Here is a 19610-nt window from a genome sequence, read left to right as displayed (position 1 = left end):
GTCGCTGCGGTTCGGGGGTTCTATGACCACCGGCTCACGGGCTACCAGGGTATCAGCGACGGGGCGGCCCCGCTTCCGGCCACGCTCCGCCACGAGCCGCGCACATCTCGGTCACCAGACCCGCACGCCCCTCTTCCCGGCTCGCGCACCGCCTCTCACCAGGCGCTCACCCGTTCGGCGTAGCCGCGTTGTCCAGAGGGGCGCGCAGATCACTAACGTGCGTCGTATCCTGCTCGGACACTCGCTGCCGAGCCCCCTCCGGCACACGGCATCACCCCGCCCTGCACCCGGAACAAGCGCTCGTCAACGATCACTTGACCGCTGACCAGTAAGCGCCCCGCGGGGCGAACGTGGCCGTTCGACTGGAGATGCACGTGGCCGGGCGCATCGAGGACTACGCACTCATCGGAGACATGCAGACCGCAGCCCTGGTCTGTCGGGACGGCACAGTCGACTGGCTGTGCCTGCCCCGCTTCGACTCCCACGCCGTTTTCGCGGGCCTGTTGGGCACGGAGGAACACGGCTTCTGGCGTCTGGGGCCCGCACACTCCCCGGACTCGCCGCCGCCCAGCGCCGATCGCCGCACCTATCGCGGCGACTCCCTGGTGCTCGAATCCGAGTGGGACACTCCGCGCGGCACCGTCCGCGTGATCGATTTCATGCCGCCGCGCGACACCGACGCCCCGCAGCTGGTGCGGATCGTCGAGGGCGTCAGCGGCCGGGTGCCGATGCGCTCGGCGCTGCGCATGCGGTTCAGCTACGGCCGTGTGGTGCCCTGGGTCCACAAGGTCGACGGGCGCACGGTGGCCGTCGCGGGACCCGACTCGGTGTGGCTCGACACCTCCGCCGAGACCTTCGGCAAGGACCTCACCACCTACTCGGACTTCACGGTGGCGCCGGGCGACCGGATCGCGTTCACCATCTCGTGGCAGCCCTCCCACAAGGAGCCGCCCGCGCTGCCCGAGCCCGAGGCGGCGCTCACCGCCACGGAGACCTTCTGGCGGGAGTGGGTCGAGCACTGTACGTACCACGGCCCCTACCGGGAGGCCGTGGTCCGCTCGCTGATCACGCTCAAGGCGCTCACCTACGCGCCGACCGGCGGGATCGTCGCGGCGCCCACCACCTCGCTGCCCGAGGACATCGGGGGTTCGCGCAACTGGGACTACCGCTTCACGTGGCTGCGCGACGCTGCGATCACCCTCTCCTCGCTCCTTCGCACCGGCTACCGCGAGGAGGCCCGCGCCTGGCGCGAGTGGCTCCTGCGCGCGGTCGCGGGCGACCCGGAGAACCTGCAGATCATGTATGGCATCGCGGGCGAGCGCGAGCTCGGCGAGACCGAGCTCGACTGGCTGCCCGGGTACGAGAACTCGCAGCCGGTCCGGGCGGGCAACGGCGCCGCGCACCAGCTGCAGCTCGACGTGTACGGCGAGGTCACCGAGGCCCTGCACCTGGCGCACATGACCGGGCTCGCCCGCAACGACTACGCGTCCCTGCTCCAGCTCAAGCTGATCCGCTACCTGGAGACGCACTGGGACCAGCCGGACGAGGGCATCTGGGAGGTGCGGGGACCGCGCCGCCACTTCGTGCACTCCAAGGTGATGGTCTGGGTCGCCGTCGACCGCACGATCAAGCTCATCGAGTCCGGTGAGGCGGACGGCCCGCTGGAGAAGTGGCGCGAGCTGCGCGACGACATCCACCGGGACGTGTGCGAGAAGGGCTACGACAAGGAGCGGAACACCTTCACCCAGTCGTACGGCTCCAAGGAGCTGGACGCCTCGCTGCTGCTCATCCCGCAGATGGGCTTCCTGCCGCCCGACGACAAGCGCGTCATCGGCACGATCGAGGCGATCCAGCGCGAGCTCTCCACGTCCGACGGCTTCATCCTGCGCTACCCGACGACCGGTGACGACGCGGGCGTGGACGGCCTCGAAGGCGACGAGGGGGCGTTCCTGGCCTGCTCGTTCTGGATGGCCGACGACCTCGCGATGATCGGCAGGGTCGACGAGGCCCGCAAGCTCTTCGAGAAGCTGCTCGCGCTCCGCAACGACCTGGGCCTGCTCGCCGAGGAGTGGGACCCGCGCCTGCAGCGCCAGGTCGGCAACTTCCCGCAGGCATTCAGCCACGTGCCGCTGATCGACACGGCGCTGCGGCTGACGGCCTCGGGGGCGTACGGGGGGTAGCGCCGCTCGGCTCCGGGCGGCGACGGGCAGCGGACCCGTCGCCGCCCGCGTGTGACGCACACCACCGGAGATGCCCCCGGGACGTGCGCCCCGGTAGCGTCCGCGCCATGGACAGTCAGGGCACTCAGGGCGGCATCACCGTGCAGCGCGCGCTGGAACTGCCGGGCCTGCGCGGCGGCCTCCCCGAGGTCGTCGCGGGCGCGGAGCGGTTGCAGCGCACGGTGCGGTGGGTACACGCGGGCGAGGTGCCCAACATCGCCTCACTGCTCAAGGGCGGCGAGCTGCTGCTCACCACCGGCCTCGGGCTCGGCGCGCGCCCCGCCGAGCAGCGGGCCTTCGTGCGCAACCTCGCCGAGCGCGGCATCGCGGCGCTCGTGGTCGAGCTGGGACCGCGCTTCACGCGGCTGCCCGCGGCGATCGTGGACACGGCGCGGGCGGCCGGTCTGCCGCTGGTGCAGCTGCACCGCGAGGTGCCGTTCGTGACGGTCACCGAAGAGGTGCACACCGAGATCGTCAACGGTCACTACGCGCTGCTCCAGCGGGCCGAGGAGGTGCACAGGCGCTGCACGGAGGCGCTGCTCGGCGGGGGCGGGGTGCCCCAAGTGCTCGGCATCCTCGCGGAGTTCAGCGGCAACCCGGTCTTCCTGGAGACGGCTGACGGCCAGCTCCTGTACGCCGCGGGCGCGGGCACCGAGTGCGCCGACCCGCTGCAGGTGTGGGAGGGGCTGCGGGGACATCGCAAGGACGGACCGCCCGCGGGCGCGGTCCTCGTCGACGTGCCGGGCGGCGGTCCCGGCGCCGGTTCGGTGCGGGCCAGGCTGGTGCTGCTCGCCGTGGAGTCCGCGCCGCTGCCGGTGCACCGCATCGCGGCCGAGCGGGCCGCGAGCAGCCTCGCGGTGGTGCTCATGCAGGCCCGCCAGGAGGAGGAACTCGCGGCGCGCGGCCGCGGCGACTTCCTCACCGACCTCGCGGAGGGCCGGATCGCCGCCGACGACGCGCCCGCGCAGGCCCGCGTACTCGGCTTCAAGCCCGGCGAGAGCCCGCTCCTGCCGGTCGTGATGCGGCTCGCCGACGGACTGCCGACCGGCGCCGCCTTGGCGGTGCTCGCGCGCGCGGTCGCCGAGGAGCTGGCGTCGGTGGGAGTTCCGGTACTCCTGGGCGTACGCCCCGTCGAAGGCCGTGTGCCGCTCCTCCTCGGCCTGCGCTCGGAGTCGGAGCGCACCGCGGTGGCCGACCGCGTCGCGGCCGCGCTGCGGGCCGGTGTGGAGCGGGCCGGGTTGCGGCGGCCCGGGGCGCAGCCGCCGGTCGTCGTGGTCGGGGTCGCGGGCGGCTGGGCCGCGGCCTCCGCGGGCCTGCGGCACGCGGCGGAGACGGCGGCCGCAGCGCAGGGCCTCTCCGACCGCCCTTGGTACGACGCGCGGCGGCTCGACATCGACCTGCTCCTCTGGCGGCTGCGGGACCACCCCGACCTGGCGGCGTTCGTGGACCGTGCGATCGGCCCGCTGCGGACCCACGACGAGCGCTCCAGGCCGCCGCTGCTGCCCACGCTCCAGACCTACCTGGCGCACGCGGGCCGCAAGGCGGAGACCGCACGCGAACTCCACCTCAACCGGCAGACGCTGTACAACCGCCTGGCCCGGATAAGCGAGCTCCTGGGCACCGACCTCGACGACCCCCAGACGGTGCTCGCCCTGAGCCTGGCCCTGCGGGCGCGCCGCCATGTGACGTGAGGCGCCTCAGCTGTACCGCAGGGGCTGCGTCAACTCGTCGTACACGCTGAGGACTTGGGTGACGGTCTCGTCCTCCGACGGCCAAGTGGCCGCCTGCGCCTCGCCCCTGGCCTTCAGCTCGCTCCTGCGCACCGGGTCGGCCAGCAGGCGCGCGACGGCGGTGCCGAGGGCCTCCGCGTCGCCGTACGGGACGAGTTCGGCGGCGTCGCCGACCAGTTCGGGGACACCGCCGACGGCCGTCGCCACGAGGGGCACGCGCGCGTGCAGGGCCTCCTGGGCGAGCACGGAACGCGACTCCCAACTGCTGGGCACCACCGCGAGGTCGGCGGCCGCGAGCAGCTCGGGCACGTCATCGCGCCGTCCCACGAGGCGGGCTGGCAGTCCCTCCGCCTCGATGCGCCGCTGCAGGGCGCCCCGTTCGGACCCCTCCCCCGCGACGACGAGGAGCGGCAGCGGATCCAGATGCCGCCACACCCGGGTGGCGTCCAGGAGGTGGTCGTAGCCGCAGTGCCGTTCGAGCGCGCCGACGGCCAGGATCAACGGCCTGTCCACGGCGCCGAGTTCGGCACGGGCCTTGTGCAGGAGGCTGTCCGGTTCCTCGTCCTCGGATACGTCGGGGCGGCGCGGCGCGGGCAGCGCGATGGCCGCGAGCCTGGCATCGCGCGCGCCCCTGCTGCGGGCCCGGTCCACGAGGTCGGACGAGGCCCCGAGGACCACGGCCGCGGCCTTGGCCACGCGCCGCTCCAGGAGGCGCAGCACACGGGCGCGGGTGCCCTCCGCGTACGAGCGGGTGTGCCAGGTGACGACGAGCGGGGTACGGCGTCCTGTCAGCGCCACGGAGGCGCGCAGGGCGGCGTGCAGTCCGTGCGCGTGCACGAGGTCGGCCTCGGCGCAGGCCGCGCGCAGAGCGGCGACGGAGGCGGGGTCGCCGCTGCGCGGCACGGGGACGTGGCGGGCGCCGGTGGCCGCGAAGTCGTACGCCCGGGCGGCCTCGTCGGGAGCGCACACGGTGACCCGCACGCCCCGGGCGGCGAGTCCCGCCGCCAGCGATCTGACGTGCGCGCTGCTGCCCGCGCTGCCGCCGCCGAGGACTTGAACGGTGTGCAGCGGCGTCTGTCCGTGCGGCGAGTGGCTGCTCACGTGGCTCACGTGGCCGGGGCTCCTGAGTCTTCGTCGGTCGGTGCTCGGGCGGTTCGGGCAGATGCTGCGCCAAGGATGCCAGTCCGCACGGGCGTTGCGGCACCGCTGAAAGGTCACTTCCACGTTTGTCCGGGCAACTCATCGCCCGGGATCACCCACACGGGTGAGTTCGCAGGAGCGCCGTCCGCCTCGGGGGCGGGGCCGCGCCGGTAGGGCTACCGCTGTGGGCAATTGTTCCGCAGGGCGGAACGGGTGGGCACAGCCCCCGGCGCCGAGGGACGACAACCAGGGCATCCACCCGTCGCAGACGGACCCAGCCCGGTGCCGAGGAGGGGGACACCGCCCAAGGCGCCCCGCCAGCTACCCGTCCCCGCGAGCCGTGGCCAAAAGCTCCTCCGCATGGGCCCGCGCGGTCTCCGAGTCCTCCTGCCCCGCCAGCATCCGCGACAGCTCCCGCACCCGGTCCTCGCCCTCCAGGACCTGCACCCCTGACCGCGTCACCATGCCGTCGTTCGTCTTCTCCACCAGCAGCTGCCGGTCCGCGAACGCCGCCACCTGCGGCAGGTGCGTGACGACCACGACCTGCGCGGACTTGGCAAGGCGCGCCAGGCGGCGGCCGATCTCGACCGCCGCCTTGCCGCCGACCCCCGCGTCGACCTCGTCGAACAGATACGTGGGCACCGGATCCGTACCCGCGAAGACCACCTCGACCGCGAGCATCACGCGTGACAGCTCACCGCCCGACGCCCCCTTGGCGACGGGCCGTGGCGGCGCACCGGGGTGCGGGGCGAGCAGCAGCTCGACCTCGTCGACCCCCGTGGGTCCGTACGCGACCGTACGACCGCCGACGACCACCCCGTCACCGCCCTCGGAAACCTCCGTACTGCTGATGGCGATCGACACGCGCGCGTGAGGCATGGCCAACGAGGCCAGTTCCTCGGTGACCGCCGCGGCGAACCGCGAAGCCGCCTCCTGCCGTGCGTCGGTCAGCGCCGAGGCGAGCCCGGCGAGTTCGGCCCGCAGCGCGTCCCGCTCGGCCGTCAGCTCGCCCAACCGGTCGTCGTCGCCCTCCAGTTCGCCGAGGCGCGCGGCCCCCTCCTCCGCCCAGGCGAGCACGGCGTCGATGTCCGCGCCGTACTTCCGGGTGAGCTGGGTCAACGCGGCCCGCCGCTCCTCGACGGCCGCGAGGCGCAACGGATCGGCATCGAGGTCGTCGGCGTACCCGGCGAGCTCGCCCGCCACGTCGCCGAGCAGGATCCCGATCTCACCGAGCCGCTCGGCGAGGGCGGACAGCGCGGGGTCGTGGGAGCGCACGGCCTCCAGGGCCCGCGAGGCGCCCGCCACCAGCGTGGTGGCGTCGACGCCCTCCGGGTCCTCGGGGTTGCCCGCGAGCGCGGCGTGCGCGGACGCGGCGGCGGAGGCGAGGGCCTCCGCGTGGCCGAGCCGCTCGGCCTCACCGGCCAGCTCGACGTCCTCGCCCGCGCGCGGCTCGACGCCACCGATCTCGTCGAGGCCGAAGCGCAGCAGATCCGCTTCCTGGGCGCGCTCACGCGCGCGTGTGGTGATCTCGTCGACCTCGGCGGTGACGGCCCGCAGCCGCCGGTAGGCCGATGTGTACTTGGCGAGCGGCACGGCGACGGCGTCGCCCGCGTACCGGTCGAGTGCGCCGCGCTGCCTGCCGGGCTTGAGGAGCCCCTGCTGGTCGGTCTGACCGTGCACGGCGACGAGGTCGTCGGCGAGTTCGGCGAGCAGGCCGACCGGCACGGACCGCCCACCGAGGTGCGCGCGCGAGCGCCCTTCGGCCGAAACGGTACGGCTGATGAGCAACGCCCCGTCGTCGAGTTCGGCCCCGGCCTCCTCCGCGCGGACGACCGCGGAGGCACCCGCGGGCACGGCGATGCGTCCTTCCACCACCGCCGACTTGGCGCCGATCCGCACCAGGGCGGGATCCGCGCGCCCGCCGAGCAACAGGCCCAGGCTCGTGACCACCATCGTCTTGCCCGCACCCGTCTCACCCGTCACGGCGGTGAAACCTGGTGACAGCTCGACGACCGCGTCGTCGATGACTCCGAGCGACCGTATCCGCATCTCCTCCAACACGGACCCGACCATACGAGGTTTCCCCTGTGTGCCGCGACGTCGCCCCTTCGTTGGCCCGCGAAGACGCAGGTTGGCGACCGAACCGGAAGTACTGCGTCACTCTCCGAGGGGACGGAAGATGGGGGGGGGAGGTCAGGGAAGGTGGGGATAACCCGAGCAAGATCCACCAGCTCGCCGCATGGCCACCCGCCCCTCCCCCGCAGGACCATGATCGACATGGCAACAGGACTGGCAGGGGCTGCCCTGCGCGCACACCGCCCGGCTTTCGTGGGCACGGCGGTGGCCGCGCTCTTCGCCGCGACCGTGGTGAGCGCGTCGACGATGATGCTCACCTCGACGAGCAGGGGAAGCACCGAGGGCCTTTCCGCGGCCGCCCGCGCGCGGATCGCGGCGAACGGCGTGGGCGACATGGCGGTCGTCCTGCTGATCGGATCCATCTACATGTCGATATTCGTGGTCGCGTCGACCATGGGCACGGCCGTGGCACAGCAGCACCGCGAGCTGGCCATGGTGCGCTCGATCGGCGCCAAGCCCCGCCAGGTCCGCCGCGCCGTGGCCGCGCAGGCGCTCGCCGCGTCCGTCCCCGCGGCCCTCGTCGGCTTCGTCCTCGGCGGCTTCGGCGCCCGCTGGTGGCACGCGGGGATGATCTCGCACGGGCTGCTCCCCGCCGAGGCCGTCTTCCGCTTCAGCTGGCTCGCGCTGCCCGTGTGCATCGGCGTGGCCGTGGTGACGACGACGCTCGCCGCCTTCCTCTCCGCGCTGCGCTTCTCCCTGTTGCGTCCGGCCCGCGCCCTGGGCGAGGCGGCGACCGGGCGGCGCGGCCTCGGGTTCCTGCGCGCGCCGCTCGGGGTGCTCGCGATCGCGGGGGCCTGCGTCGTCGCCGTACTCCTGTCGAAGCAGCCCGCGGACGAGGCGGGCGAGGGCGCGTTCCTCGTGCTGATCCTCTTCTGCGTCGGCGCCGGGCTGCTCGGCCCGCGGATCATCGGCCCCGCGGCCTGGCTGGTCTCCGCGGCCGTGGGCCGGTTCGGCCCGAGCGCGCGGCTCGCGATGCTCAACGTCCGCTCGCAGCCCCGCCGGTTCTCCGCCGCGGTCGTCCCGCTCGTCCTCGTCGTGGGCTTCGGCCTCACCAAGATCGGCATGCATACGACGGCCCAGCACCACACCGGCTCGGCGGGCAGCCCCGGCGAGGTGTGGCTCGACTACGTGGGCACGGGTCTGTACGCGGGGTTCGCCGCCATCGCCGCGGCGAACACCCTCGCGATGATCTCCTTCGAGCGCCGCCGCGACGTCGCCCTGCTGCGGGTCGTCGGCAGTCAGCGCGCGCAGGTGCGCTCGATGGCGGCCTGGGAGGCCGTGGTCGTCGCGGGAACGGCGCTGCTGCTCGGCGGCGCGATCGCCCTCGGCACGCTGGCGCCCATCCTCAGCACGGCGTTCGGCGCCGCCCTGCCGTACCTGCCGTGGCCCGTGCCGGCCGGCGTCGCGACGGGCACGCTGCTGCTGACCCTGCTCGCCACCGGGGTGCCGGTCCGCGCCGTGCTGCGCAAGCAGGCGATCTCGGTGGTCAGCGCGACCTGACCCCGGGGGTCAGTGCGGCGCCCCCCGCCACCCGGAGACGGGCAGCGCGAACTTGGCGACAAGTCGATCCGTGAACGAGGCGTGGTGCAGCCGGGCCAGCCGCACCGGCACCTCGCCCCTGCGCACCTCGACCCGCGCCCCCGCGGGCAGTTCGACGGTCCGCCGCCCGTCGCACCAGAGCACTCCGTGCGGCGTGTGCGGCTGGACCTCGACGGCGAGCACCGAGTCGGGCGAGGTCACCAGAGGCTTGGCGAACAGGGCGTGCGCGCTGATCGGCACCATGAGCAGCGCCTCGACCTCGGGCCAGACGACCGGCCCGCCCGCCGAGAACGCGTACGCCGTCGATCCCGTCGGCGTCGCGCAGACGATGCCGTCGCAGCCGAAGCCGGTGACGGGCCGCCCGTCGATCTCCAGGACCACCTCCAGCATCCGCTCGGGCGAGACCTTCTGCACGGCGGCCTCGTTGAGCGCCCAGTCGCGGTGCACGACGTCGCCGTTGCGGTGCACGACGACGTCGATCGTCATGCGCTCCTCGACCTCGTACGCCTTGGTGACCACGCGGTCGACGACCTTGTCGAGGTCGTCGCGCTCGGCCTCGGCGAGGAAGCCGACCCGCCCGAGGTTGACGCCGAGCATCGGCACTCCGGAGGCCCTGGCGAACTCGGCGCCGCGCAGCAGCGTCCCGTCCCCGCCGAGCACGACGATCAGCTCACAGTCGTCGATGCACTCGGCGGTGGCCTCCTTGACCGTCTCGACCTCGTCGGGCAGCGGCAGGTCCGCGGCCTCCGCCTCCAGGACCCGTACGCCGAGGCCGCTGCGCAGCAGCCCCTGCACGACGAGCTCGGCGCTGCGGATGGCCGCGGGCCGCCCGGTGTGCGCGAGCAGGAAGACGGTACGAGATCGGGTCTGGGTCACTCGGGTCTGGGTCAACGGGGCCCCTCCGCCACGGCACGGTCAACGTCCGCCGGGTCCAGTTCGGGAGCCCCGGCGCGCAGCCACAGAAAGTACTCGACATTCCCTGAAGGCCCTGGCAGCGGGCTCGCGGTCACTCCGCGCACCCCGAGGCCGAGCCCCCACGCCTGCCGCGCCACGTTGCGCACGGCATCGGCCCGCAGTTCGGCGCTGCGCACCACTCCGCCGGTGCCGAGCCGCTCCTTGCCGACCTCGAACTGCGGCTTGACCATGAGCGCGAGGTCCGCGTCCGGCGCCGCGCACCGCACCAGGGCGGGCAGCACCAGGCCGAGCGGGATGAACGAGAGGTCGCCGACGACCAGGTCGACGGGGACGCCGTCGATGGCTTCGAGCGTCAACTCCCGTACGTTCGTACGGTCCTTCACGGTGACCCGGTCGTCACTCTGCAGGGACCACGCGAGCTGGCCGTAGCCGACGTCGACGGCGACGACGTGCGCGGCGCCCGCCCGCAGCAGCACGTCGGTGAAGCCGCCGGTGGAGGCGCCCGCGTCGAGCGCGCGCCGTCCCTCGACGACCAGTCCCCGCGGCCCGAAGGCCGCGAACGCGCCCGCGAGTTTGTGCCCGCCGCGCGAGACGTAGTCGGGGTCGCTGTCGTCCTGCGAGACCACGATCGCGGCGGCCGTCTCGACCTGGGTCGCGGCCTTGGTCGCGACGGTCTTGCCGACCGCGACCCGGCCTGCGGCGATCAGCTGGCTCGCGTGCTCGCGCGAGCGCGCGAGCTTCCTGCGGACGAGCTCGGCGTCGAGGCGGCGTCGTGCCACTCCTGCCACGTTCGGTTCAGCTCCTGTTGTACGAAGGTGTGGGCGCCCCTGCGGGTGCCGGTGGGCCGGGGCGGCTGTCGAGCGCGGTCAGCGCGTCGCGCAGGCCCCGGTGTACATCCTCGTACACCTCGATGTGGCCGTCCGTGGCGAGGTGGTCGGCGTCGCCGAGGCGGGCGAGGCGGGAGTCCACGTCGGCGTTGCCCGTGGGGGTGCGCTCGACACCGAGGGGCGCCGGGGCTGCGGGGTCGTACGACGGCTCGTCCGGAACCTGAGGCTCCGGGTCCACCGCCTCCCCCTCTTCGGGGCCCGCGTAAGAGTCGCTCATGGCACGACGCTACCCCGAAGCGCTGCGGTACCGTCGATCACGATGGCGACCATGGCGGAGTGCCGCACCGCACTCGACAGACTCTCGGACAATCTCGCGTCCGCCGACGGCGACGTGCGCGGCGCCGTGGCCCTGAACCGCTCGCTGAGCTGCCGCATCACCGATCTCGACGTCACCTTCACCGGCCGTCTGGAGAACGGCCGGATCAAGGTGCTCGACCACCACCCGGGACCGCCCCGCGAGAAGGCCGAGATCCGCCTCGCGATGACCGGCGACGACCTCGTCGCGATGGTCTCCGGCGAGCTGAACTTCGCGAAGGCGTGGGCCTCGGGCCGGGTGAAGCTGGAGGCGGGGTTCCGGGACCTGCTGAAGCTCAGATCGCTGCTCTAGATCGCTGCCCTAGATCGCTGCTTTGGCCGGCGCCCGACGCCCCGCGCGCGCCGCCGGGATCACCAGCGGCGTCCCCGTCTCCGGGTCGTCGATGATCTGGCAGCGGATCCCGAACGTCTGCTCCACCAGTTCCGCCGTGACGATGTCGGCGGGCGCGCCCTCGGCGACGACCGCTCCGTCGCGCAGCGCGATGAGGTGTGTGGCGTAGCGGGCCGCGTGGTTCAGGTCGTGCAGCACGGCGACGAGCGTGCGGCCCTGCTCCTCGTGGAGGTCGGCGCAGAGGTCGAGGACATCGATCTGGTGCTGGATGTCGAGGAACGTCGTGGGCTCGTCGAGGAGCAGCAGCGGGGTCTGCTGCGCGAGGGCCATCGCGATCCAGACGCGCTGGCGCTGGCCGCCGGAGAGTTCGTCGACATAGCGCTCGGCGAGTTCGCGCACGCCCGTCGACTCCATCGATTCGTCGACGATCCGCTCGTCGTCGTCCGACCACTGCCGCAGCAGCCCCTGGTGCGGGTAGCGGCCGCGCGCCACCAGGTCGCCGACCGTGATCCCGTCGGGCGCGATGGACGACTGGGGCAGCAGGCCGAGCGTCTTGGCGACCTTCTTGGCGGGCATCGACTGGATGACGTTCCCGTCGAGCAGCACACGGCCCTCGGACGGCTTGAGCATCCGGGACAGGGCGCGCAGCAGCGTCGACTTGCCGCAGGCGTTGGGGCCCACGATCACGGTGAAGGAGTTGTCGGGTATCTCGACGGACAGCTTCTCCGCGATGACGCGCTGGTCATAGCCGAGGGTGACGTCGTCGGCGATGAGCCGGTTCACAGCAGCACGCTCCTGGTCCTTGGGTTGTACGGGTTGGTGGCGAGGCTTCATATCCGTCCCGCCTTCCGCTGCGTGACGAGCAGCCACAGCAGATAGGCGCCGCCGAGCACGCCGGTGACGACGCCGACGGGCAGCTGGTCCGCGCCGAAGGCCCGCTGCGAGGCCCAGTCCGCGACGATCAGGAGCGTGGCGCCCATGAACATCGCGGGCATCAGGTTCGGCCCGGGCGAGCGGGTGAGGCGCCGGGCCAGCTGCGGCGCGGTGAGCGCGACGAAGGCGACCGGGCCCGCGGCGGCGGTGGCGGCCGCGGTGAGCAGCACGGAGGCGATCAGCAGCACCAAGCGGGTGCGCTCGACGCGTACGCCGAGCGCGTGGGCGACGTCGTCGCCCATCTCCAGCATCCGCAGCGGCCGCCCGTACACGAGGACGAGCGGTACGAGGACGGCGCAGAGCGCGAGCAGCGGCCAGACCTGCTCCCAGTCGCGGCCGTTGAGGGATCCGGTCATCCAGACGACGGCGCGGGCGGCGTCCACGAAGTCGGCCTTGGTGAGGAGGTAGCCGTTGATGGCCGTCATGAAGGCGGAGACGCCGATGCCGACGAGGACGAGCCGGTAGCCGTGCACGCCCCGCTTCCAGGCGAGCAGATAGATGGCGAGGCCGGTCACCAGGCCGCCGACGAGCGCGCCGCCCGCGACCTCGACCGCGTCGCCCTGGAAGAGGACGATCATCGTGAGCGCGCCCGCGGTCGACCCCTGTCCGAGGCCGAGCACGTCCGGGCTGCCCAGCGGGTTGCGCGCGATGGACTGGAAGAGCGCGCCGCCGAGCCCGAGGGCCGCGCCCACGAGCAGTCCGACCAGGACCCGCGGCAGGCGCAGGTCGTTGATGATGAACTCCTGCCCCGCGTCGCCGTTGCCGAGCAGGGTGCGCACGACGTCGCCGGCCGGGATCTCGAAGTCGCCGGTGCCGATCAGGACGACGCTCGCGACGAGCGCGGCCACGAGCAGCAGGGCGACGACCACCGCGGTGCGGACGTCGAGCCGGACGGAGAGGCCGCCCCGGGTGCGTATCGCCTTCACAGCTGGGCCAACTTCCGCCGACGTACGAGAAGGATGAAGACGGGCGCGCCGATGACCGCGGTCACGATGCCCACCTGGAGCTCGGAGGGCCGGGCCACCACGCGTCCCACGACGTCCGCGCCGAGCAGCAGGACCGGCGAGAGGACGGCCGCGTACGGCAGGATCCAGCGCATGTCGGGGCCGGTGAAGGAGCGCACGATGTGCGGCACCATCAGGCCGACGAAGACGATGGGCCCGCAGGCCGCCGTCGCCGCGCCGCACAGCAGGGTCGCCGCCGCCATGGAAAGGGCGCGGGTCCGCGTCAGATGGGCGCCGAGCGCGCGGGCGGTGTCGTCGCCCATGGCCATGGCGTTCAGCGGCCGGGCCAGGGAGAGCGCGAGCACGGTGCCGATCACGAGGAAGGGCAGCACCTGCTTGATGGTGTCCATGTTGGCGGAGGCCAGGGAACCGACCGTCCAGAAGCGCATCTTGTTGAGCGCGGCGCCGTCCGTGATCATCACGGCCTGCAGATAGCCGTAGAGCGCCGCGCTGATGGCGGTGCCCGCGAGCGCGAGCCGCACGGGCGTCGCGCCGCGCGCGCCGCCGAGGATGTAGAGGAGTACGCCGACGAGCGCGGCGCCCACGAAGGCGAACCACACGTAGCCGCTCAGCGAGGTCACGCCGAAGAAGCTGATCGCGGTGACGACCGCGGCCGAGGCGCCCAGGTTGATGCCGAGCAGTCCGGGGTCGGCCAGCGGATTGCGGGTGAGCGCCTGGAGGACGGCGCCGGAGAGCCCGAGCGCGACACCGGCGAGCAGGCCGAGCAGGGTGCGCGCGAGCCGCTCGCCGACCACCACGTCCCCGTACGTCCCCGAGTCCTCGAAGAGGCCGTGCCAGACCTGGTCCATGGACATCGATTTCGCGCCGACCGCGATGCTCGTGAGGAAGACGAGCAGCAGCACGAGCACCGATACCAGCAGCCCGATGCTGCGTGTCGCGCGGCGCTTGGGGGGCGCGGGAGCGGATTCCGCGCGGGGTTCTGGGGGACTGTCGACCAACACCAGGTTAGGTTAGCCTACCCTCGCACTGCACTTCGATGAGAGAAGCGCCATCCATGCCCGCATCCCGTCGCTCCCCCTCGACTGCCCTGAACCGCCGCGGCGTAATCACCGCGGGCGGCGCGCTCGGCGTCGGCGCGCTGCTCACCGCGTGCGGCGGCGGCGAGGAGAAACGGTCCGGCGGCGACGCGAAGACCTGGCGCTTCGAGGACGACCGCGGCAAGACCGCCAGGTCCGCCGCGCCCCCGAAGAAGATCGTCGCCTACATCGGCGCGGCCGCGGCCCTCCACGACCTCGGCATCGAATGCACGGGTGTCTTCGGGCCGACCAAGCTGAAGAACGGCGAACCCGACATCCAGGCCGCCGACATCGATGTCGACAAAGTGACCGTCATCGGCAACGCCTGGGGCGAGTTCAGCATCGAGAAGTACGCGGCCCTGGAGCCCGACCTGCTGGTCAGCACCATGAACGTCGCGCCGACCCTCTGGTACGTCCCCGAAGAGTCCGCCAAGAAGATCACCTCGCTCGCCCCGAGCGTCGGCATCCTCACCGCCAAGAGCTCGCTCACCCACGTCATCGGGCGCTTCGCCGAACTCGCCGAATCGCTCGGCGCCGACCTGAAGGCGGCCAAGGTCACCGCGGCGAAGAAGCGCTTCGAGGCCGCCTGCGAGACCCTCCGCAAGGCGGCCAAGGCCGCGAAGGCCCGCGGCGGGATCAAGGTCATGGCGATCGCCGCGCAGGACCCCCTCCTCTATGTGGGCAACCCCGCGAGCTTCACCGACCTGCGCCACTACAAAAGCCTCGGCGTCGAATTCGTCACCCCCGCCAAGCCCTCGTCGGCGGGCTTCTTCGAGGAACTGGCCTGGGAGAACGCCGACGCCTACGACGCCGACCTGATCCTCGTCGACCGGCGGACCGGCAACCTCCAGCCCGCCGACCTCAAGAAGTCCAAGCCCACCTGGGCCAAGCTGCCCGCCGTACGCGCGGGACAGGTCGTGTCCTGGTCCAACGAGGCCCAGTTCAGCCACGCCGGATACGCGCCGCTCATCGAACAGCTCGCCGCAGCCATCACCGACGCCAAGAAGACCAACCCAGCTGAGAAGGCCGCCTGATGCCCACGCACCATCCCGCCCTGTCCCGCCGCACCCTCCTCGGCGCGGGCGGCGCCCTGGGCCTCGGCGCCCTGCTCACCGCGTGCGGCGGCGACAGCGATGCCGCCTCCTCCGGCAAGGGCGGCAAGGACGCGGCGGACGCGGGCGACGGCAAACCCTGGAGCTTCAAGGACGACCGCGGCAAGACCGCAAGCGCCGAGCGGCTCCCGAAGAACATCGTCGCCTTCATCAGCACGGCCGCCGCCCTGCACGACTACGGCATCGCGTGCACGGGCGTCTTCGGCCCCTCCAAGCCCATCGACGGCAAGCCCAACCCGCAGGCGGGCGACCTCGACCTCACCAAGCTGACCAGCCTCGGTACCGAGTGGGGCCAGTTCAACATCGAGAAGTACGCGGCCCTCGAACCCGACCTGCTGATCAGCAACATGTTCCCGGCGCCCGCCCTCTGGTTCGTCCCCGAGGAGAGCGGCAAGAAGATCGCCTCGCTCGCCCCGACCGTCGGCATCGACGGCGCCCGCGTCTCCCTCAAGCAGCCGCTGGAGCGCTACACCGAACTGGCCGCCTCCCTCGGCGCCGACCTGGAGACCGAGAAGGTGCGCGCCGCCAAGGCCCGCTTCCAGAAGGCCGAAAGGACCCTGCGCAAGGCCGCGGCGGCCAACCGCGGCCTCAAGGTCCTCGCGATGACGGGCGACGCCGACCAGATGTACGTCGCCGTCCCCGACTCCTACTGCGACCTGAACTACTTCAAGGACCTCGGCATCGAGTTCGTCGAGGGCAAGAAGAGCGACGAGTGGGGCTTCTGGGAGTTCCTCAGCTGGGAGAACGCCGACAGGCACCACGCCGACCTGATCATGATCGACAACCGTACGACCGCGCTGCCCCCCAAGGAGCTCGCGAAGAAGCCCACCTGGGCCCAACTCCCCGCCGTCAAGGCAGGTCAGACCGTGGCCTGGTCGATGGAGGAGCGCTACAGCTACGCCGGATACGCCCCCGTCCTCGAGGGGCTCGCCACCGCAGTCGAGAAGTCGAAGAGGCTCAAGCGATGACCGAATCCCCGTACCAGTTCTTCGACGCCCAGGTCCTGAGCGCCGAACACCTCACCCCCGCCATGATCCGCGTCGCCTTCGGCGGCACCGGCTTGTCGCGCATGGCATCGGGCGGCCGCGACCAGCGCATCAAGATCTTCCTGCCGCACCCGGGCCAGGACACCCCGGTCATGCCGGACACCGACTCCGGTGACGCGATGGACTGGTACGCGGCGTGGTGCGCGCTCGACCCGTCCGTACGCGGCATCATGCGCACCTACACGACCCGCGAACTGCGCCGCGAACCCGATGAGCTGATCGTCGACTTCGCCGTGCACGGCGCGACCCCCTCGCCCGGCGACGGCCCGGCCACCAGCTGGGCGCGGACCGCGCGGCCCGGCGCCCGCATCGGCGTGCTCGCCCCGGTCGACGAGGAGAACGGGGCGTACGACTTCCGGCCGCCGCAGGACACCGACTGGCTCCTGCTGACCGCCGACGAGTCCGCGCTCCCGGCCGTCGCGAGCATCCTGGAGACGCTCCCGCCCGGCCTGCCGACCCGGGTCTGGATCGAGGTGCACGACCTGGCCGACCGTCAGGAACTGCCCACCAAGGCCGACGCCGAGATCCACTGGCTCACCGCGGAAGGCGCCACCACGGACGCGATACGCGGCGCCGACCTCCCCGAAGGCACCCCCTACGCCTGGGTCGCCGGTGAGTCAGCGACCGTCAAGGCCGTCCGCCGCCACCTCGTCCGCGACCGCGGCTTCGACCGCAAGAAGGTGTCGTTCTCCGGCTATTGGCGCAAGGACACGACCACGGACGAGCTGATCGAACGGGGCGAGGCCGCCTGAGGCGAGGCGACCGACGTCAGGGCCCACGGCCCTGACGTCACGTCACCCCTGGTTCCTCCCTGGTTCCTCACACCCCGAGCCGGGACAGCGCCTTGCCCGCGTCAAGGGCGCAGGTGCCGTCCCCGGCCTCGGTCCAGGCCGCCGCGCACAGCGCCCGCAGCCCGTCGATGACCTCGCCCTCGCCGTCGAGCCCGAGCTCGTCGCCCCGCACCGAAGCGGTCCACCCGCCACAGCCGAACCCGCCCTCCACGGGGGCGACTTCGGGCTGACCGGTGAGCATGCCGCGCAGATCCACGTCCACGTACGTCGGCCGGTGCTCGGGCGGCGCGGCCAGCAACTGCGCCCCGTCCGTGACCCCGGTCAGGACGAGCAGCGAGTCCACCTCTCCGTTGAACGCCCCCTCGATGTCCGTGTCGAGACGATCGCCCACGACCAACGGCCGCTCCGCGCCCGTCCGCAGAATCGTCTCCCGGTGCATCGGAGGCAGCGGCTTCCCCGCGACCTGCGGCTCCGCGCCCGTGGCGATGCGTACGACCTCGACGGCCGCGCCATTGCCCGGCGCGATGCCCCGCGCGCTCGGGATCGTCAGATCCGTGTTGGACGCGAACCACGGAAGCCCGCGCGCGATGGCGTAACTCGCCTCGGCGAACCGCCCCCACGCCATGTCGGGCCCGCCGTACCCCTGCACGACCGCCACCGGATCGTCGTCGGCGGACTCCACCGGCTCAAGTCCCCGCTCCCGGAGCGCGACCCTCAGCCCATCCCCACCGATCACCAACACCCTTGCCCCCGCGGGCACTTGCTCGCTCACCAGCCGGGCGGCCGCCTGCGCCGACGTGATGACGTCCGAGGCCTCGGTCGGAATACCGAGCTCCGTCAGATGCTCGGCCACCGCGTCCGGGGTGCGCAGCGCGTTGTTCGTGACGTACGCCAGGTGCATGCCGCCCTCGCGCGCGGTCCCGAGCGAATCGACGGCGTGCGCGATGGCGTGCCCGCCCGCGTAGACCACCCCGTCCAGGTCGAGCAGCGCCGTGTCATAGGCCTCGCTCAGCGCCCGCGCGCTGCCCTCGGGCCGCGTCCTGACGCTCCGGTCCGCGCCGCCGCCTGCGGTCTGGCTCATTACACATCGCTCCTCGCTCGATCCCACTCCCCCGATCATCGCTTATGCCACTGACACACATACGATGCCCTAATGAACACAGTGGGTCACGCTGACGTAACCGGCCTCGAACTGCGCCCGTTCCGGGGCGTGCGGTACGTACCCGAACGGGTCGGCAGCCTCGCCGCCGTGACCTCACCCCCGTACGACGTGGTCGTACGCCCCGACGGCCTCCTCCACCTGGAATCCGCCGACCCGCACAACATCGTCCGCCTGATCCTCCCGCAGGCCACCACCCCGGCGGCCCGCAACCAGCAGGCCGCCGACACCCTCGGCAGCTGGCTCGCGGAAGGCATCCTCGCCCCCGACACCGAGCCCAGCCTGTACGTCTACGAACAGCACGACGGCGACATCCTGCAGCGCGGCATCATCGGCACGCTGCGGCTCTCGGAGGCCGCGGAGGGCATCGTCCTGCCGCACGAGGACGTCATGCCGCACGTCGTCGAGGACCGCGCGGGCCTGATGCGCGCCACGGCCGCCAACCTGGAGCCGCTGCTCCTCACCTACCGCAGCAACGGCGACGCGACGGGCGCCCTCGGCGTCATCGAACGCACCGCCCTTCGCGACCCGCTCCTCTCCACGACCACGGAAGACGGCTTCAGCCACCGCCTGTGGTCCGTGCGGGACCCGGCAGAGATCGCCGAGATCGCGTCAGATCTCGCCCGCCACCAGGCCCTGATCGCCGACGGCCACCACCGCTGGGCGACCAACCTGCGGCTGCGCGCCGAGCACCCTTCGCCGAGCGCCTGGGACCACGGCCTCGTCCTCCTGGTCGACACGGCCCGCTACCCGCTGCGGGTCCGCGCCATCCACCGCTACCTGCACCGCCTCCCGGTCGCCGACGCGCTCGCCGCCCTCGGCGACTCCTTCCGCGTACGCACGCTGGAAGGCGATCTCGACCACGCGCTCGGCGCCCTGGCCGAGGCCGCGGGCAAGGGCAACGCGTTCGTCCTCGCGGGTGACGGCGCCTTCCACCTCGTCGACCACCCGTCCCCCGACCTCCTCACGCGTACGGTCCCGGCCGATTTCCCCGAGGCCTGGCGCACCCTGGACGCGACGGTCCTGCACGCCACGCTCCTCGACCACGTCTGGCGGATCCCCGACGCCCCGGAGCACATCGCATACATCCACGACACCGCGGCGACGGTCGAGAAGGCGGAGCGGGACGGCGGCACGGCGGTCCTGATGCACCCGGTCCGCGAGGAGGTCGTCCGCGACCTGGCCCGCCAGGGCGTCACGATGCCCCGCAAGTCCACGTCCTTCGGCCCCAAGCCCGCCACCGGCCTGGTCCTGCGCAGTCTGGACTTCTGACACCGGGCACCTTCCGGACATACGACAACGGGCGGGACCCCCTC

General features: G+C 72.6%; 17 protein-coding genes. 8 read left to right on the top strand and 9 right to left on the bottom strand.

The annotated features are described in order from the left end of the window. Positions 1–368 precede the first annotated feature (368 nt). Entirely contained in the window at positions 369–2180 is a 1812-nt protein-coding gene (locus CP970_RS34175; protein WP_055547296.1) for a glycoside hydrolase family 15 protein, read from the top strand. A gap of 107 nt (positions 2181–2287) precedes the next feature. Further along, on the top strand, positions 2288–3910 hold the full coding sequence (locus CP970_RS34170) for a PucR family transcriptional regulator (protein ID WP_055547298.1): 1623 nt from the start codon (positions 2288–2290) through the stop codon (positions 3908–3910). A gap of 6 nt (positions 3911–3916) precedes the next feature. Here CP970_RS34170 and CP970_RS34165 read toward each other — a convergent pair whose 3' ends face one another. Both CP970_RS34165 and recN read right to left on the bottom strand, forming a co-directional pair. Then, entirely contained in the window at positions 3917–5059 is a 1143-nt protein-coding gene (locus CP970_RS34165; RefSeq protein WP_055547300.1) for a glycosyltransferase family 4 protein, read from the bottom strand. A gap of 351 nt (positions 5060–5410) precedes the next feature. After that, a complete protein-coding gene (recN, locus tag CP970_RS34160; RefSeq protein WP_191094983.1) occupies positions 5411–7162 on the bottom strand; it encodes a DNA repair protein RecN in 1752 nt (583 codons plus the stop codon). Between the two features lie 204 nt (positions 7163–7366). Here recN and CP970_RS34155 point away from each other — a divergent pair, with 204 nt between their 5' ends. Beyond that, positions 7367–8725: an ABC transporter permease gene (locus CP970_RS34155; RefSeq protein ID WP_224058878.1), complete on the top strand. Its 1359-nt coding sequence runs from the start codon at positions 7367–7369 to the stop codon at positions 8723–8725. A gap of 9 nt (positions 8726–8734) precedes the next feature. Here CP970_RS34155 and CP970_RS34150 read toward each other — a convergent pair whose 3' ends face one another. The 3 genes from CP970_RS34150 to CP970_RS34140 are packed head-to-tail and all read right to left on the bottom strand — an operon-like array spanning position 8735 to position 10783. Next, positions 8735–9640, bottom strand: a complete 906-nt coding sequence (locus CP970_RS34150; protein WP_055547304.1) for an NAD kinase — start codon at positions 9638–9640, stop codon at positions 8735–8737. An 11-nt stretch (positions 9641–9651) separates the two neighbouring features. Continuing rightward, positions 9652–10467 (bottom strand): TlyA family RNA methyltransferase, encoded by an 816-nt coding sequence (locus tag CP970_RS34145; RefSeq protein WP_055547306.1) that lies wholly within the window; start codon positions 10465–10467, stop codon positions 9652–9654. Positions 10468–10474: 7 nt separating this feature from the next. Then, entirely contained in the window at positions 10475–10783 is a 309-nt protein-coding gene (locus tag CP970_RS34140) for a hypothetical protein (RefSeq protein WP_055547308.1), read from the bottom strand. Between the two features lie 42 nt (positions 10784–10825). Here CP970_RS34140 and CP970_RS34135 point away from each other — a divergent pair, with 42 nt between their 5' ends. After that, entirely contained in the window at positions 10826–11173 is a 348-nt protein-coding gene (locus CP970_RS34135; RefSeq protein WP_055547310.1) for an alkyl sulfatase C-terminal domain-containing protein, read from the top strand. Between the two features lie 9 nt (positions 11174–11182). Here the strand turns inward: CP970_RS34135 and CP970_RS34130 are convergent, their stop codons facing one another. From CP970_RS34130 to CP970_RS34120, 3 genes are read right to left on the bottom strand one after another with little or no spacing between them, the layout of a single operon-like run. Then, a complete protein-coding gene (locus tag CP970_RS34130) occupies positions 11183–12046 on the bottom strand; it encodes an ABC transporter ATP-binding protein (RefSeq protein ID WP_055547312.1) in 864 nt (287 codons plus the stop codon). Further along, entirely contained in the window at positions 12043–13071 is a 1029-nt protein-coding gene (locus CP970_RS34125; protein WP_055547314.1) for a FecCD family ABC transporter permease, read from the bottom strand. The genes CP970_RS34130 and CP970_RS34125 overlap by 4 nt, the downstream gene beginning before the upstream one ends. Then, complete coding sequence (locus CP970_RS34120) at positions 13068–14111, bottom strand: FecCD family ABC transporter permease (RefSeq protein WP_055547316.1); 1044 nt, start codon at positions 14109–14111, stop codon at positions 13068–13070. The genes CP970_RS34125 and CP970_RS34120 overlap by 4 nt, the downstream gene beginning before the upstream one ends. A 53-nt stretch (positions 14112–14164) precedes the next feature. Between CP970_RS34120 and CP970_RS34115 the strand changes: the two genes are divergently transcribed. The 3 genes from CP970_RS34115 to CP970_RS34105 are packed head-to-tail and all read left to right on the top strand — an operon-like array spanning position 14165 to position 17096. Further along, positions 14165–15220, top strand: coding sequence for an ABC transporter substrate-binding protein (locus tag CP970_RS34115; RefSeq protein ID WP_055547318.1), 1056 nt, complete (start codon positions 14165–14167; stop codon positions 15218–15220). After that, a complete protein-coding gene (locus CP970_RS34110; protein ID WP_055547320.1) occupies positions 15220–16266 on the top strand; it encodes an ABC transporter substrate-binding protein in 1047 nt (348 codons plus the stop codon). Before CP970_RS34115 ends, CP970_RS34110 begins: the two co-directional genes overlap by 1 nt. Further along, entirely contained in the window at positions 16263–17096 is an 834-nt protein-coding gene (locus CP970_RS34105) for a siderophore-interacting protein (RefSeq protein ID WP_055547322.1), read from the top strand. Before CP970_RS34110 ends, CP970_RS34105 begins: the two co-directional genes overlap by 4 nt. 67 nt (positions 17097–17163) lie before the next feature. On the opposite strand, the gene CP970_RS34100 is transcribed toward CP970_RS34105, so the two are convergent. After that, positions 17164–18216 carry an HAD hydrolase-like protein gene (locus CP970_RS34100; RefSeq protein WP_055547324.1) on the bottom strand — a complete coding sequence of 351 codons (1053 nt, stop codon included), beginning with the start codon at positions 18214–18216 and terminating at the stop codon, positions 17164–17166. 72 nt (positions 18217–18288) lie between these two features. Here CP970_RS34100 and CP970_RS34095 point away from each other — a divergent pair, with 72 nt between their 5' ends. Beyond that, positions 18289–19566, top strand: coding sequence for a DUF1015 family protein (locus tag CP970_RS34095; RefSeq protein WP_055547326.1), 1278 nt, complete (start codon positions 18289–18291; stop codon positions 19564–19566). Positions 19567–19610: the final 44 nt, after the last annotated feature.

Source organism: Streptomyces kanamyceticus, assembly GCF_008704495.1.
Classification (GTDB): domain Bacteria; phylum Actinomycetota; class Actinomycetes; order Streptomycetales; family Streptomycetaceae; genus Streptomyces; species Streptomyces kanamyceticus.
The sequence above is the reverse complement of the archived record's forward strand: the minus strand, read 5'-3'. Positions and strand labels throughout refer to the sequence as shown.

Coding starts and splice junctions, on each gene's coding strand:
- CP970_RS34175 (WP_055547296.1), top strand. CDS start 369: ATGCACGTGGCCGGGCGCATCGAGGACTACGCACTCATCGGAGACATG.
- CP970_RS34170 (WP_055547298.1), top strand. CDS start 2,288: ATGGACAGTCAGGGCACTCAGGGCGGCATCACCGTGCAGCGCGCGCTG.
- recN (WP_191094983.1), bottom strand. CDS start 7,162: ATGGTCGGGTCCGTGTTGGAGGAGATGCGGATACGGTCGCTCGGAGTC.
- CP970_RS34155 (WP_224058878.1), top strand. CDS start 7,367: ATGGCAACAGGACTGGCAGGGGCTGCCCTGCGCGCACACCGCCCGGCT.
- CP970_RS34140 (WP_055547308.1), bottom strand. CDS start 10,783: ATGAGCGACTCTTACGCGGGCCCCGAAGAGGGGGAGGCGGTGGACCCG.
- CP970_RS34135 (WP_055547310.1), top strand. CDS start 10,826: ATGGCGACCATGGCGGAGTGCCGCACCGCACTCGACAGACTCTCGGAC.
- CP970_RS34130 (WP_055547312.1), bottom strand. CDS start 12,046: ATGAAGCCTCGCCACCAACCCGTACAACCCAAGGACCAGGAGCGTGCT.
- CP970_RS34115 (WP_055547318.1), top strand. CDS start 14,165: ATGCCCGCATCCCGTCGCTCCCCCTCGACTGCCCTGAACCGCCGCGGC.
- CP970_RS34110 (WP_055547320.1), top strand. CDS start 15,220: ATGCCCACGCACCATCCCGCCCTGTCCCGCCGCACCCTCCTCGGCGCG.
- CP970_RS34105 (WP_055547322.1), top strand. CDS start 16,263: ATGACCGAATCCCCGTACCAGTTCTTCGACGCCCAGGTCCTGAGCGCC.
- CP970_RS34100 (WP_055547324.1), bottom strand. CDS start 18,216: ATGAGCCAGACCGCAGGCGGCGGCGCGGACCGGAGCGTCAGGACGCGG.
- CP970_RS34095 (WP_055547326.1), top strand. CDS start 18,289: ATGAACACAGTGGGTCACGCTGACGTAACCGGCCTCGAACTGCGCCCG.